The 13295-nt window shown below is 65.2% G+C and carries 15 protein-coding genes; 11 read left to right on the top strand and 4 right to left on the bottom strand.

The window, feature by feature from the left end; genetic code table 11:
* Positions 1 to 4: 4 nt before the first annotated feature.
* The 4 genes from ACR9YP_RS30230 to ACR9YP_RS30215 are packed head-to-tail and all read right to left on the bottom strand — an operon-like array spanning position 5 to position 4214.
* Positions 5 to 1588 (bottom strand): acyl CoA:acetate/3-ketoacid CoA transferase, encoded by a 1584-nt coding sequence (locus tag ACR9YP_RS30230; RefSeq protein WP_438109431.1) that lies wholly within the window; start codon positions 1586 to 1588, stop codon positions 5 to 7.
* 4 nt (positions 1589 to 1592) lie between these two features.
* Positions 1593 to 2735, bottom strand: a complete 1143-nt coding sequence (locus tag ACR9YP_RS30225) for an acyl-CoA dehydrogenase family protein (RefSeq protein ID WP_438109430.1) — start codon at positions 2733 to 2735, stop codon at positions 1593 to 1595.
* Positions 2736 to 2750: 15 nt separating this feature from the next.
* Positions 2751 to 3119: a tautomerase family protein gene (locus ACR9YP_RS30220; RefSeq protein WP_474217751.1), complete on the bottom strand. Its 369-nt coding sequence runs from the start codon at positions 3117 to 3119 to the stop codon at positions 2751 to 2753.
* A 3-nt stretch (positions 3120 to 3122) separates the two neighbouring features.
* Positions 3123 to 4214 carry a LacI family DNA-binding transcriptional regulator gene (locus ACR9YP_RS30215; RefSeq protein ID WP_438109428.1) on the bottom strand — a complete coding sequence of 364 codons (1092 nt, stop codon included), beginning with the start codon at positions 4212 to 4214 and terminating at the stop codon, positions 3123 to 3125.
* A gap of 187 nt (positions 4215 to 4401) precedes the next feature.
* On the opposite strand from ACR9YP_RS30215, the gene dapA reads away from it, so the two are divergent.
* The 11 genes from dapA (at position 4402) to ACR9YP_RS30160 (ending at position 13238) form a co-directional block, all read left to right on the top strand.
* Entirely contained in the window at positions 4402 to 5307 is a 906-nt protein-coding gene (gene dapA / locus ACR9YP_RS30210) for a 4-hydroxy-tetrahydrodipicolinate synthase (protein WP_438109427.1), read from the top strand.
* Between the two features lie 16 nt (positions 5308 to 5323).
* Positions 5324 to 6514 carry a CaiB/BaiF CoA transferase family protein gene (locus ACR9YP_RS30205; RefSeq protein ID WP_438109426.1) on the top strand — a complete coding sequence of 397 codons (1191 nt, stop codon included), beginning with the start codon at positions 5324 to 5326 and terminating at the stop codon, positions 6512 to 6514.
* On the top strand, positions 6511 to 7674 hold the full coding sequence (locus tag ACR9YP_RS30200) for an acyl-CoA dehydrogenase family protein (RefSeq protein WP_438109425.1): 1164 nt from the start codon (positions 6511 to 6513) through the stop codon (positions 7672 to 7674). The genes ACR9YP_RS30205 and ACR9YP_RS30200 overlap by 4 nt, the downstream gene beginning before the upstream one ends.
* Positions 7675 to 7685: 11 nt before the next feature.
* A complete protein-coding gene (locus ACR9YP_RS30195; RefSeq protein ID WP_474217750.1) occupies positions 7686 to 8093 on the top strand; it encodes a MaoC/PaaZ C-terminal domain-containing protein in 408 nt (135 codons plus the stop codon).
* 3 nt (positions 8094 to 8096) lie between these two features.
* Entirely contained in the window at positions 8097 to 8528 is a 432-nt protein-coding gene (locus ACR9YP_RS30190; protein WP_011086090.1) for a MaoC family dehydratase, read from the top strand.
* Positions 8529 to 8536: 8 nt separating this feature from the next.
* Entirely contained in the window at positions 8537 to 9478 is a 942-nt protein-coding gene (locus ACR9YP_RS30185; protein WP_438109424.1) for a dihydrodipicolinate synthase family protein, read from the top strand.
* An 11-nt stretch (positions 9479 to 9489) separates the two neighbouring features.
* Positions 9490 to 9807, top strand: a complete 318-nt coding sequence (locus ACR9YP_RS30180) for a hypothetical protein (protein ID WP_474217749.1) — start codon at positions 9490 to 9492, stop codon at positions 9805 to 9807.
* Between the two features lie 107 nt (positions 9808 to 9914).
* Positions 9915 to 10751, top strand: coding sequence for an ABC transporter substrate-binding protein (locus tag ACR9YP_RS30175; protein WP_438109422.1), 837 nt, complete (start codon positions 9915 to 9917; stop codon positions 10749 to 10751).
* 19 nt (positions 10752 to 10770) lie between these two features.
* Entirely contained in the window at positions 10771 to 11502 is a 732-nt protein-coding gene (locus ACR9YP_RS30170) for an amino acid ABC transporter permease (RefSeq protein WP_061882212.1), read from the top strand.
* Complete coding sequence (locus ACR9YP_RS30165; protein ID WP_438109421.1) at positions 11499 to 12290, top strand: amino acid ABC transporter ATP-binding protein; 792 nt, start codon at positions 11499 to 11501, stop codon at positions 12288 to 12290. Before ACR9YP_RS30170 ends, ACR9YP_RS30165 begins: the two co-directional genes overlap by 4 nt.
* Before the next feature lie 18 nt (positions 12291 to 12308).
* The gene (locus ACR9YP_RS30160) at positions 12309 to 13238 is read left to right on the top strand and encodes a dihydrodipicolinate synthase family protein (protein WP_438109420.1); all 930 of its coding nucleotides are present in this window, start codon (positions 12309 to 12311) and stop codon (positions 13236 to 13238) included.
* Positions 13239 to 13295: the final 57 nt, after the last annotated feature.

Here is a 13295-nt window from a genome sequence, read left to right as displayed (position 1 = left end):
TCCCTCAGGCGACCTTCCGTGGCCGCGCCGGCAGCGCCTTGAAGCTCTGCGCAATCCCCATCGGCCCGGACCGGAAGATGCGCGGATCCATGTCTTTCAGCTGCGGGCTGATACGTGGCTTGAAGCCCATATGGGCGAGGATGTCCTCCTCAAGGCGAACGCCCGGCGCGATCTCGGTCAACGTCACGTATCCGTTCTCCAGCTCGAACACGGCGCGCTCGGTGACGTAGCTGACATGCTGGCCGCGCTGCGCCGCGAGCGACGCGCTGAAGCTGATCTGGCCCACTTGCGGAACGAATTTGCGGAAGGCTCCGTCGCGCCGGATCGCGAGGCGGCCGTTCTCGACGCCGATGTCGAACTTGCCGCCAGTCATGGTGCCGCTGAAGATCAGCCGCTTGGCGTTCTGAGTGATGTCGATGAAGCCGCCGGAGCCGTCGCGGCGTTCGCCGAAACGGGTGACGTTGACGTTGCCAGCTTCGTCCACCTCCGCGAAGGAGAGGAAGGCGCAGGAGAGGCCGCCGCCGTCGTAGAAGTCGAACTGGTAGGCCTGGTCGAGAATGACGCGCGGATTGATGGCGGTGCCGAATTCGCGCGCATGACCCGGCACGCCGCCGACGACGCCGGATTCCACCGTCAGCGTGATCAGGTCGGAGATGCCTTCCTCGGCCGCGACATTGGGGATCATCGCGGAGATGCCGACGCCGAGATTGACGACGTCGCGCGGGCGCAATTCGAAGGCGGCGCGGCGAGCGATCACGCGACGCTCGGTCAGCGGATCGGGCGTGATCATCGCCACCGGCACGCGCGTCTCGCCGCAGCGCGCCGGATCGTAGACGGTGCCGTAGGTTTGCATCTGCTCGGGCTCGAGCACGACGTGGTCAATCAGGAAGCCGGGGATCTTCACCATCTGCGGATGGAGCGAGCCGCGCTTCACGATGCGCTTGACCTGGCAGATCACGGTGCCGCCCGCATTGTGCACGGCCTGCGCGATCGAAAGATCCTCGCGCGTCGTGCCCTCGTGCTCCATGCTGATGTAGCCGTCCTCATCGGCCGACGTGCCGCGAATGATGGCGACATCGGGCGGGGCGGGGACACGGTAGAGCAGCCAGGACTGGCCGTGCAGCTCGAGCAAATCGACCAGCGGCGCGGTGGTGCGCTTGTTCATGCGCCCGCCGTCCTGGCGCGGGTCCATGTAGGTGTTGAGGCCGACATGGGTGAGCACGCCCGGATGCTTTGCCGCCATGGCGCGGCAGAGCTGGCTCATCACGCCTTGCGGGAAATTGTAGGCGTCGATCAGCTCGTCGCGGACGAGGCGCATGAAGGGCACCTGCAGGCCGAAATTGCCGCCGATCACGCGCGCGATCAGGCCTTCATGGGCGAGATGGCAGAGGCCTTTCTCGGAGACGGCGCCGACGCCGGTGATGTTGATCAGCGTCAGATCGTGTGGGCCCTGGCCGCCGAGAAAGCGCTGCTCCAGCGCGTCGAGAATAGCTTCGGCCGCGCCCGTGCCGCCATTGCCGCCGACGATCAGCGTGTCGGCGTTGCGGATCAGGCCGGCGGCCTCGTTCGCCGTGATGATGCTCAGCATGCCCTCACGCGGCCTCCTTCTCGACCTGGCGGGCGATGATCAGCCGCTGGATCTGGTTGGTGCCCTCGTAGATCTGGGCGAGGCGCACGTCGCGGAAGATCCGCTCGATGCGGTATTCGCGCGAATAACCGTTGCCGCCGTGGATCTGCAGCGCGTTGGAGACATGCTTCATCGCCATGTCGGTGGTGAACAGCTTTGCCTGCGCCGCCTCCTTGGCGATCGGCTCGCCGGCATCGTGCAGGCGCGCGGCGTGGTGGATAAGGAGGCGCGCAGCGGCGATGTCGGTCGACATATCCGCGAGCATGAACTGCACCGCCTGGAAGCCGATGATGGACTGGCCGAACTGCTTGCGGTCGCGGGCGTACTTGGTGGCATCCTCGAACGCCGCCTGCGCCATGCCGAGTGCCATCGAGGCCATCATCAGCCGGCTGAAGTTGAAATTGCTCATGGCCATCTTGAAGGCCTGGTTCTCCGGCCCCATCACACTGTCCGAAGGCAGGCGCACGTCGGAGAAGGTGATCTGGCAGTCGTCGAGGCCGTGCATGCCGAGCAACTCTTCGTTCTTGCCGCGCGCGATGCCGGGCAGGCCGCCGTCGACGAGAAGGCACGAGATGGAGCGGTGGCCCGCCTCGCTGCCGGTTCGCGCGAACACCATGATGCGATCGGCGACGCCGCCGAGCGTCACCCAGGCCTTGGTGCCGGTGAGCCGCCAGCCATTGCCTTCGCGCACCGCATTGGTGCGGATACTCGCGACGTCGGAGCCGTGATCGGGCTCGGAGACGGCGGTGGCGGGAATGATGTCGCCGCTCAGGATTTTTGGGATCAGCGCCTTGTGCGCCTCGGTGCCGTGATGGTCGAAGAACAGTACGGCCTCGACCGGAATGGCGAAGGCGTTGGCGACCGCGCCGGAGCAGCGCGCCAGTTCCTCCATCGCAATGCAGGCTGCCACTGCATCAAGCCCAGCACCGCCAGCGCCTTCGCGCAGGCAAATGCCGAACAGGCCGAGGTCAGCCATGCCCTTGTAGAGCGTGCGGTCGAAGCGGTCCTCGCGGTCGATCGCGGCCGCGCGGGGTAGGATCTCCGCTTCGGCGAAGCGTCGGGCGGTCTCGCGCAGGGCTTTCTGGTCCTGGGAGTAGAAGCGATCCATGGCGTGTGGCTCCCGTCAGTCGCTGGCGAGCTTGGAATCGTGAGCGACCTCGCTGCGGTCGCGATCGAGGAAATAGACGGCGACGTCGTCGCCAGGCACGCCATAGGCGCTGCACACCCCGCGAGTCAGCGCGATGGCGGCAGCCCGGCGCTCGGCCTCGGTTCGCCGGAAGGCGTGCACCTTGAGCAGGATGCGCTGGCCGGCGCCCTGCGGTTCGAATTCGCCCGCATGGGCGTAGTCGTCGGGTGAGATCGGGAGAAAATAGAGAGTGACCGTATCGGCGGTCACGCCGAATGCCGTCATCAGGCCGTCGGTCACGGACTTCGCCAGCGCCGCCTTGCGCTGCCTTGGGACTTGCGGGGCGAGCACTTCGACATAGGGCATCGATCAGACCTTCGCGGGCTTGGTCGCAGACGATTTGGATTTGGAAGCCGACGGCCTGGATTTGCCGGCCTTGGCGGTGCCTGTGGATTCGATCCGGCGGCAGGAGTCGCGCTGCACCAAACGGGCGCCGACGCGATATTCGCGCACGCCGTCATTGCCATTGCCTTTGGCATCCATGCGATGCAGCAGCCGGTCGACGGCAAGATTGGCAAGATCTCGCGCGCCGTTGTCGACGATGCTGATGGCCGGGCGATGCCATTCGAACCAGGGCATGTCTTCATAGCAGAGCAGCGAGAGATCCTGGGGGATCGCGATGTTCCGCTCCGCCGTCACGCGAAGCACGCCGAGCGTGGCCTCATGGTTGGCGACGAAGATCGCGCTGGGCGGGCGGGGAAGGTCGAGCAGCTTGCGGGCGCAGGTCGCGCCGGTCTCGGGCACGAAATGGCCGGCATGAATCAATGTGTCGTCCCTGGCGATTCCGGCCTCGCGCAGGGCGCGGACATAGCCGGACAACCGTTCGCGGCCGGACGTCGTGTCCTGGCGGCCGACGATCAGCCCGATGTGTTTGTGCCCGAGCTCGATCAGATGGCGTGTGCCCAGATAAGCGCCTTGCGGATCGTCGGCGAGCACGGTCTCGAGATCGGTCGCGTCATCGCGCCGCACTAGGCAGACGATGGGGACGTCCTTGGAGAGTGCCTTGAGCTGCGCGCCGTTCTTGCCTGTCGGCACCACGATCAGTCCGTCGATGCGGTGATCGACCAGCGTGGTGAGGGTGTCGCTCTCTTGCTGCGGATCGTCGCCACCGATGCACAGAAGCATCTGATAACCCAGCGCCTTCAGGCGCGCCTGCACCACTTCGGCCATCACCTGGAACGAGGCGTTGGTGAGATTGTGGACGAGGAGTGCCACGAGCCGCGACTGCCCGGTCTTGAGGCCGCGCGCGATCGGGTTCGGTCGATAGCCGAGCTCGCGCGCGATGCGCACCAGGCGCTGCTGCGTGCGCTCGCTGGTCAGGCCGGTTCCCGTCAGCGCTCGGGAAGCAGTGCTGACTGAAACCCGGGCCGCCTGTGCCACATCTTTGAGCGTGACGCTCATCCAACCTGCCGATAGACTGCAAACGATTGCAGAAACGCTATGAGCTTATTCTACGCGGATCAAGCTCAAAAAATGGATGGTGTTGCCCAATGCAGAGCCATTTATGCAAACGATTGCATAAGGCGTGCGGATATTCCGCAGGCAGCACTTATCGCTTGAATCCACCCGAGTACCCGGCAGTTCCCCGATGAAGACGTTCCGCGGCACCTACACCGTAATGATCACCCCGTTCACGGCAGCGGGGGCGGTCGATGTCGCGGCCTTGCGCGCCTTCGTCGACTGGCAGATCGCGCAGGGTATTCATGGATTGATCCCGCTTGGCTCGACCGGTGAGTTCCTGTCCATGGACGATGACGAGAAGGCGCTGGTTGCGGAGGTCGTCATTCGCCAGGCCGCGGGCCGCGTGCCGGTGCTGATCGGCACCGGCGCAGAGGATACGCGTGAGGTGGTGCGCCTCAGCCGCCGTGCCGAAAAACTGGGCGCCGACGGCGTGATGATCATCCCGCCGTTCTATTCGACGCCGACCGACGACGAACTCGTCCATCATTACAAGACGGTTGCCGACGCGATCGCGCTGCCGATCATGGTCTACAACAATCCGGCAACCGCCAACGTCGACCTCAAGCCGCAGCTCGTGGAGCGCATCGCCGAGATCGACAACTGTCTCTATATCAAGGAGTCAACGTTGGAGGTGACGCGGGTGCGCGACATCATCCGCCTCTGCGGCGACAGGATGACCGTGTTCGGCGGCATCCTCGGCTTCGAATCCTTCGTCGAAGGAGCGCAGGGCTGGGTGGCCGTGGCCTCCAACGTGGTCCCGGCGGAAATGGCCCGCATCTTCAGCCTCGTCGCCGACCACGGCGCGATCAAGGAAGCGCGCGAGCTCTATCTCAAATACCTGCCGGTGATCGAATTCGTCGGCGGCCAGGCCTATGTCGCCGGCAGCAAGGCGCTGCTCGGTCATATGGGCTTTGCAGCCGGCCATCCGCGCCCGCCGCGCCTACCGCTGCCGGCTGCACAGGATGCAGCCGCACGTGCCCTGGTCAAGACGTTCGATCTCGTGTGGCGCAGCGCGCCAATTGCAGTTGCTTGAATTGAGGTGTGAACGGATGAACCTGCTCGACGGCGTCAAGATCCTCAGCTTCAATCACTATCTCGCTGGTCCCCTGGCCGCGCAGACGCTCGCCGATCTCGGCGCGGACGTCATCGCGGTCGAGCCGATCGAGGGAGCGTTTCAGCGCAACTGGGCGGTCGCCAATCATTTCGTCGCAGGCGACAGCGTCAATCATCTGGCGACCGGACGTAACAAGCGCAGTCTCGCCGTCGATCTCAAGCATCCCGACGGCATTGCCGCGGTGAAGAAGCTGGTCGCGACCGCCGACGTCGTGATGGAGAATTTTCGCCCCGGCACCATGGCCAAGCTCGGTCTTGGTTACGACACGCTCAAGGCAATCAATCCCGGCCTGATCTATGCGGTAGCGACCGGATTCGGGTCGGAAGGGCCCTACAAGGATCGCCCCGGCCAGGACCTTCTGCTCCAGGCGATGTCTGGCCTTGCGATGCGGACCGGGCGGGCGGACGGCGAACCGACGGCGGTCGGCGCTGTCATCGTCGATCAGCATGCCGCCTCGCTCTATGCCATGAGCATCCTCGCGGCGCTGTTTGCCCGAACGAAAACCGGCAAGGGGCAGATCGTCGAGGTCAATCTTTATCAGGCCGCGCTCGATCTCCAGGTCGAGCCGCTGACCGCCTGGCTCAACGGTGCGCCGTCGCCGACGTCGCGCGGTCCGGCGGGCATCGCGGCGTGGTTCAGCCCCGGTCCTTACGGCATTCACGCCACGGCGGACGGCCATCTCGCGATTTCCATGGCGTCGCCCAAGACGCTCGCGGTCGCGCTGGAGAGCGAGGCATTGAAGCCGTTCGGGGAGGCCGACAGTTTTTCGAAGCGCGAGGAGATCACGCGGATCGTTGCAGCCAAGCTGAAACAGAAGTCGACGGCCGATTGGCTGCCGGCGCTGGAAGCCGCGCGGGTCTGGCACGCGCCGGTGCAGGATTATCGCGACCTCGAGACCGATCCCCAGCTCGAGCATCTCGGCGTGTTCAAGAGCGCCGAGAGTGCGGGGGGCGCGCCGATCCGGATGGTCGCGCATCCCGCGCGCTATGATGGCCGGATGCCGGAGGTGCGGCTGGTGCCGCAGCGGCTCGGTGCGCAGACGCGCGAGGTGCTCGGCGAGATCGGCTACGGCGCCGCGGAGATCGACGCGATGGTCGCCGGCAAGGCCGTCGGAGTGGCGCGATGATCGATTTTTCTGTCCCCGAAGAGACGCGCCTCCTGGTCGATACCGTTCGCCGCTTCGTCGAGACGGAGGTGCAGCCGCTCGAAGACGAGGTGGAGCTGACGGCCAAGGTGCCGGCCGACGTGCTTGCGGTCACCAAGGCCAAGGCACAGAAGCTCGGCCTTTACGCCATGAACATGCCGGCGGATGTCGGCGGCGGTGGACTAACTTGCGTCGAGCATTGCCTGGTCGAGGAGGAGTTCGGCAAGACCTCCGATGCGTTGATCCGCCGCGTGTTCGGCCAGGTCTATCCGATGCTGATGGCCTGCAAGGGCGATCAGGTCGAGCGCTATCTGCTGCCCACGGTCAAGGGCGACAAGATCTGCGCCATGGCGATCACTGAGCCGGGCGCCGGGTCCGATGCGGCGTCGATCAGCACCACGGCGCATCTCGACGGCGACGAATGGGTCCTCAACGGCACCAAGCATTTCATCAGCGACGGCGACATTGCCGACTACGTGATCCTGATGGCGCTGACCGACAAGGACAAGCGTGCCCGCGGCGGCATCACCCTGTTCCTGGTCGACCGCGGCACGCCCGGCTTCAAGGTCGCGCGCACCCAGCCGATGATGGGCCATCGCGGCTACGGCCATGCCGAGCTGAGCTTTGAGGACTGCCGCATTCCGAAAGCGGCCGTGCTCGGCGAGGTCGGCGGTGGTTTCAAGCTGATCATGCAGAGCGTGCTGCAGATCCGGCTCGCCCATATCGGCGCGCGCGCCGTCGGCATGGCGCAGCGCGCGCTCGAGATGATGCGCAAGCATGCCGGCGAGCGGCGCCAGTTCGGCCAGCTGATTGGCGACTTCCAGATGGTGCAGAAGCTGATCGCCGATTCCGCCACCGAGATCTTTGGCGTCAAGATGATGGTGATGAACGCCGCCTGGGACATCGATCAGGGCAGGGATGCGCGCGACAAGGTCTCGATGATCAAGGTCGCGGCCTCCGAGATGCAGGGCCGCGTGGTCGACCGCGCCATCCAGGTGTTCGGCGGCATGGGTTTCAGCAAGGACCTGCCGCTGGAGCGCATGTATCGCGACGCTCGCGTCACCCGCATCTACGACGGCACCTCCGAAATCCACCGCATGCTGGTTGCGCGCAGCACCATCAAGAACGGCTTGCAGCTCTAGGGAAGCGACCGATGTCTCACGCACTTCTCAAGCCCGGCACCGCCTTCGCCTTTCGGAAGACCATGACGGTGGCCGAGCAGGCGATGTTCACCGGCATCAGCGGCAATCTCGGCGGTCTCTATGTCGATGCCGTCCGCGCAAAAAAGGCGGGCGCCTCCAACATGGTCGCCTTTGAGCTCGCCGTCGGCGGTCTTGCCACGACGTGCCTCAGCCAGCTCGGCGGGCCGACGCGGCGGATCGGCAGCATCGCGCTCAACTTTGCTGCGCCCGTGATCGTCGGCGAGTCCGTCGAAGCGAGGGCCGAGATCGTTTCGGTCGCCGGTGACGAGGCAACCTGCCGCGTGACTTGCACCCTGTCGCCATCCGGCACGACCGTTGTCGACGGCACCGCGACGCTGGTTCCCTTCGCGAAGGGCTGAACCATGTACGAGCCGAAATCCTTCGACGATCTCAAGGTGAATGACAGGGTCAGCCTGAGCAAGACCATCACCGAGGCGGATGGCGCGCTCTATATCGCCGCGACCGGCGATTTCGGCCCCGTTCATGTCGACGAGGTCTATGCCGGCGCGACGCGCTTCGGCCGCAGGCTGGCGCCGGGGATCATGGTTGCTGGCCTCTGCACCAGCATCCTCACCTCTGAGCTGGTCGGCACCATCGGCGTGTCGGTGGAGGACCGCTTCTGGTTCACCGGGCCCGTGTTCTACGGCGACACGCTCACCTTCGACGTCTGGATCGCCGAGCAGCACGACGAGACCCGCACCATCATCTGGGAAGCGAGCGCGCGCAACGAGGGCGGCCTCGAAGTGCTGAAGGCACGGGCGAGCCTGAAATTTCCGCGGCGCAAACCGTCATGAGCAAGGCGATGAAAAAACCAGACTTGCGCGGCGTCACGGTCGCGACCGTGCTGCCCTTTAAAGACGACAGCTCGATCGACTGGGACGGCTACGCCCGCGTGCTGGACTATTGCGCCTGCCCGGATGGAATCGCGGCGGTGTTCGTCAATGGCCACGCGGGCGAGGGCGGATCGCTTTCGGACGACGAGCGCCAGGCGGTAATCGAGCGGACGCGCCGGCAGATCGGCGGCAAGCCGCTACTGGCCGGCATCATCGCGCATTCCACCGCGAAAGCGATCCATCAGGCCCAGCTCGCGGAAGCGGCCGGCGCCGATTGCGCCGTGTTGTTCCCGCCCGCACCGCTCGGCGGCGGAGCCTCGGCGACCTCGCGCGCGCCGGTGGCTTTTGTGCAGGCGGTCAGCTCCGCGATCCGAATCCCGGTATCGATCTTCCAGTATCCGCTGGCATCAGGCTTTGGCTATTCGCCGGAGACGCTGGCGAAGATCGCGGCGATCGATAGCGTTATCGCCATCAAGGAAGGCAGCGACACCATCTTCGCCTATGACGAGAACCGGCGGGCGGTGAAGCAGGCCGATCCTTCCGTCGCGATCCTGCCGTCGAACTTCAACTGGTTCCTGCCGCAGCTCGCCGTCGGAGGCGACGGCATTCTCTCCGGCCTCGTCAGCCTCGCGCCGCATCTGTTCGTCGCGCTGTGGCAGGCCTCGCTCGCCGACGACCTCAAGGCCATGCGCGCCGTCAACGAGCGGCTCTATCCGATCGTCCGCGCAATCTACGGACCTGCGCCGATCATGGACATGCACACGCGCATGAAGGTCGGGCTGAAGGCGCTCGGCCTGATCGGCAACGCCGATCCGCGGCCACCGCTGCTGCCGGTTCTGCCTGCGCTGTGCGATGCCATTGCAACGACGGTCGGCGCGGCGCGCGCGGCCGGCGACATCCGCCTGGCATGAGGGGCGAGCCGATGCCGGACGAAGCCTTCATCCACATCGTGCGGGTCGACATCGATCCCGAGCACGAGGATGCGTTCAACACCTGGTACGAGCATCGGCATTTTCCTGATCTGCTCGCCTGTCCCGGCTGGCTCTCGGCTCAGCGCTTCGTCTCGATCGGCGACGGTCCCAAATACGCCGCCATGTACGAAGTCGCGGGGCGATGGGCGTTCGAGACGCCGGAGTTCCTTAAGGTGAAGGGTTTTGGTCCGTTCGAATCCCTGGTGAAGAATTTCATGCGCATCGAGCTGAGGCCGATGTCGGGACCGGCCGGAGCAGATCGAAGATGATGCTGCCTGCCGTGTCGCGAGATCCGGCAGGCCGCATCCAAGAAACGGCGAGGGGGAATCCCGGGCGAGGAACTGCATCGGTCATTGGCGTCTTACTGGAGGAATTCATGGTCTCGACACTGCTTCGCTTGAGTGCGGCCGCCGCGCTCGTTCTCGCATCCACGGCAGTGCATGCCGTCTGTACGCCCGCAATCACCGACGACAATCTGATTGCGCCCGGCAAATTGCAGCTCTCCATCAACCCGACCAATCCGCCGCAGCAATTCGTCGACAAGGACGGCCAGCTGCAGGGCCTCAACGTCGAGCTCGCCGCCGAACTCGGCAAGCGGTTGTGTCTTCCGGTCGAACTCGTCCGGATGGATTTTCCGGCGATGATCCCTGCGCTCAACGCGGCCCGCATCGACGGCATCGACACCGGCATGTTCTGGACCGAGGAACGTTCCAAGCTGATGTACATGGTGCCTTACGCGATTCAGGCCATTTCGGTCGTGGTTGCTCCCGACAGCGGCACAAAAATTGCTACCGAAAACGATCTGATCGGAAAATCATCCGCCGTTGAGGTCAGCAGTTACCAGATGAACTGGCTCAAGAAGCTCAGCGATGCCAGCGCCGCGAAAGGCGGAGCCGCCGTCGAGATGCGGACGTTCCCCACTGCCACCAACGTCGTCAGCGCGCTGCTGGCGGGACAGGTCGACAACGCCTTGCTCGTCGATAGCGTGGCGCGCGACCTCACCAGCCGCGGCCGCGTCAAGGAAGTGCTGAGCGGCCTCGGCACCGCCCGCACGACGCTCGGCTTCCGCAACAAGACGGTGGTCGATGCCGTCGTCAAGGCGCTGAACGCTATGCGGGCCGACGGCAGCTACCAGGCGCTGTTCGACAAGTTCGGCCTGACCAGCATGCCGGCCGACCAGCCGCTTGCGATCGCCGGCCCCGGTCCGGCCTGATTCTTACGGAGACGAGCCGATGAGCCATTTCAGTCCGACGGCCGCCGTCAGCTATTTCTTCAATTACTTCCTGATGAAAGGAGTGCTCGTCACCATCGGCTTGACGGTGGCGGCGGTCGTCGGCGGATTGATCCTCGGCATGGGCATCGCGTTGCTGCGCATGTCGTCCAATCCGGTGCTCGCGGGTGCAGCGCGCTTCTACATCTGGTTCTTCCGCGGCACGCCGCTCCTGATCCAGCTGGTGGTGATCTACAGCGGCTTGCCGCAGCTGGGCATCAAGTTCAGCGTGATCACCTGCGCGCTCGTCGGCCTGATCCTCAATGAGGCGGCCTATCTCGCCGAGATCGTGCGCAGCGGCTTCATGGCGGTGTCGGCGGGACAGCGCGAGGCCGCCTGGGCGCTCAGCCTGTCGCCCTGGGTCACGTTCCGCCGCGTGACCTTGCCGCAGGCGTTCCGGTTGATGATCCCGCCGCTAGGCAACTCCATCAACTCGCTGCTGAAGGCGACCTCGCTCGCCTCCGTGATCTCGGTCGAGGAGCTCATGCGCCGCAGCGACATGCTGATGCAGGAGCATTTCCAGATCTTGGAAGTCTATGCGGCGGCAACGGCGTATTACCTGATCCTCACCTCGGTCTGGGACGCGGTTCAACGCCGGCTTGAGAAGCATTTCGGTCGCTCGAGCGCGGCGAAAACCAGGCGCGTCGCAGCGAGCGCGCCGGTTGCGCAGGCGAGTGTGGAGGCCCGCGCATGAGCGAGATATCGATGACTACGGCCGAAGGTGGAACAGTGCAACCGCAAATCCGCGAGGTTCCTGCGGTCCACATGGAGGCGGTCTACAAGCACTATGGCGACTTCACCGCGCTGAACGAGGTCGATCTCAAGGTCGCCAAGGGCGAGAAGATCGTGGTCTGCGGTCCCTCCGGCTCGGGCAAGTCGACGCTCATTCGCTGCATCAACCACATCGAGAAGCACGACGAGGGCCTGATCTACGTCAACGGCGTCGAGCTCGATCATCAGCGCAAGAACATCGACGCCGTCAGGCGCGACACCGGCATGGTGTTTCAGAGCTTTAATCTGTTTCCGCACATGACGGTGCTGGAGAACTGCACCCTGGCGCCGATGACCGCGAACGGCATGAGCGAGGCGGAGGCGAAGGACCTCGCCATGTATTTCCTCACAAAAGTCCGGATTCCCGACCAGGCCGAAAAATTTCCCGGGCAGCTCTCCGGCGGCCAGCAGCAGCGCGTCGCGATCGCACGCGCGCTGTGCATGCGGCCGAAGATCATGCTGTTCGACGAGCCGACTTCCGCGCTCGACCCGGAAATGGTCAAGGAGGTGTTGGAGACCATGAAGAAGCTGGCGGAAGAGGGCATGACCATGCTGTGCGTGACCCACGAAATGGGCTTTGCCCGCGAGGTCGCCGACCGTATCGTGTTCATGAACGAGGGCAAGGTGGTCGAGCAGGCCGCGCCCGAGGAATTCTTCAAGCATCCGAAGTCCGAACGGGCGCGGACGTTCCTCGACCAGATCATTCACTAGGTGGCGATGTCGGCCGGGATGCGGAGATTCAGCGATCGCCTGCGCGGCATTCACGCCGCCACCATCGTGCCGATGACTCCCGATTTCGAGGTCGACGAGGCGCAGCTCGCAGCGCATCTCGCGTCGGTTTCGTCCACACGCGGCATCAATGGGATCCTCGTCAACGGCCACGCCGGCGAGAACTTCATGCTGTCGCTGGCCGAGAAGCGGCGCGTGGTGGGGCTTGCGCGCCAGCACGCGCCGAAGGACTGCCTGATCGTCTCCGGGGTCAATCATGAATCGAGCCTGGAGGCCGCGCGCGAGGCGGCTGCGCTGGAAGAGGCCGGCGCGGACGGGCTGCTGGTGTTCCCTCCCAACAGCTGGGCGCTCGGCCATGCCGACGACTGCGTGATCGAGCATCACCGCCGCATCCGCGACGCCACGACGGTGCCCTTGATGCTCTACGCCGCGCCCGTCGGCGCGGGCGCGATGGCCTACGCGCCGCCGCTGCTTATGCGGCTTGTCGCCGATCCCCGTTTCGTTGCGGTGAAGGAAGGCAGCTGGGAGGTTGCGGCCTACGAACAGAATCTGCGGCTGATTGGGAAGCTGCGACCGGACTTCGTCGTGCTCGGCTCGGGCGACGAACATCTGCTGGCGAGCTATCTCATCGGCTCGGCCGGCAGCCAGGTCAGCCTCGCCTGTGTGGTACCGGAGCTTGTGGTCGACCTCTGGGTTGCGGCCGAAGCCGGCGATTGGGAGCGTTCACGCGCCGCGCATGAGAAGCTGTATCCACTGGCGGTCGCGATCTACCGCGACCCTCCGGGAGGACGCGCGACCGTGCGGCTCAAGGCCTGCCTGAAGCTGCTCGGGCGTCTGCCATGCGACTCGGCGCGGCCGCCGCAACCGGCGGCGACACGCGGTGAGTTGCAGGCGCTAGAGCAGGCACTGCGCGTCGCCGGCGTGCTCTAAGCCACCCGTTCTCGCCGGCTGCGCGGTTGCCTTCGACTGTCAGATCGCCGTGATGCT

This window comes from Bradyrhizobium sp. BR14999 (assembly GCF_056106085.1).
The sequence above is the reverse complement of the archived record's forward strand: the minus strand, read 5'-3'. Positions and strand labels throughout refer to the sequence as shown.

Coding starts and splice junctions, on each gene's coding strand:
- ACR9YP_RS30190 (WP_011086090.1), top strand. CDS start 8,097: ATGTACGAGCCGAAATCCTTCGACGATCTCAAGGTGAATGACAGGGTC.
- ACR9YP_RS30225 (WP_438109430.1), bottom strand. CDS start 2,735: ATGGATCGCTTCTACTCCCAGGACCAGAAAGCCCTGCGCGAGACCGCC.
- dapA (WP_438109427.1), top strand. CDS start 4,402: ATGAAGACGTTCCGCGGCACCTACACCGTAATGATCACCCCGTTCACG.
- ACR9YP_RS30205 (WP_438109426.1), top strand. CDS start 5,324: ATGAACCTGCTCGACGGCGTCAAGATCCTCAGCTTCAATCACTATCTC.
- ACR9YP_RS30180 (WP_474217749.1), top strand. CDS start 9,490: ATGCCGGACGAAGCCTTCATCCACATCGTGCGGGTCGACATCGATCCC.
- ACR9YP_RS30200 (WP_438109425.1), top strand. CDS start 6,511: ATGATCGATTTTTCTGTCCCCGAAGAGACGCGCCTCCTGGTCGATACC.
- ACR9YP_RS30195 (WP_474217750.1), top strand. CDS start 7,686: ATGTCTCACGCACTTCTCAAGCCCGGCACCGCCTTCGCCTTTCGGAAG.
- ACR9YP_RS30175 (WP_438109422.1), top strand. CDS start 9,915: ATGGTCTCGACACTGCTTCGCTTGAGTGCGGCCGCCGCGCTCGTTCTC.
- ACR9YP_RS30170 (WP_061882212.1), top strand. CDS start 10,771: ATGAGCCATTTCAGTCCGACGGCCGCCGTCAGCTATTTCTTCAATTAC.
- ACR9YP_RS30215 (WP_438109428.1), bottom strand. CDS start 4,214: ATGAGCGTCACGCTCAAAGATGTGGCACAGGCGGCCCGGGTTTCAGTC.
- ACR9YP_RS30165 (WP_438109421.1), top strand. CDS start 11,499: ATGAGCGAGATATCGATGACTACGGCCGAAGGTGGAACAGTGCAACCG.
- ACR9YP_RS30220 (WP_474217751.1), bottom strand. CDS start 3,119: ATGCCCTATGTCGAAGTGCTCGCCCCGCAAGTCCCAAGGCAGCGCAAG.
- ACR9YP_RS30230 (WP_438109431.1), bottom strand. CDS start 1,588: ATGCTGAGCATCATCACGGCGAACGAGGCCGCCGGCCTGATCCGCAAC.
- ACR9YP_RS30185 (WP_438109424.1), top strand. CDS start 8,537: ATGAAAAAACCAGACTTGCGCGGCGTCACGGTCGCGACCGTGCTGCCC.
- ACR9YP_RS30160 (WP_438109420.1), top strand. CDS start 12,309: ATGCGGAGATTCAGCGATCGCCTGCGCGGCATTCACGCCGCCACCATC.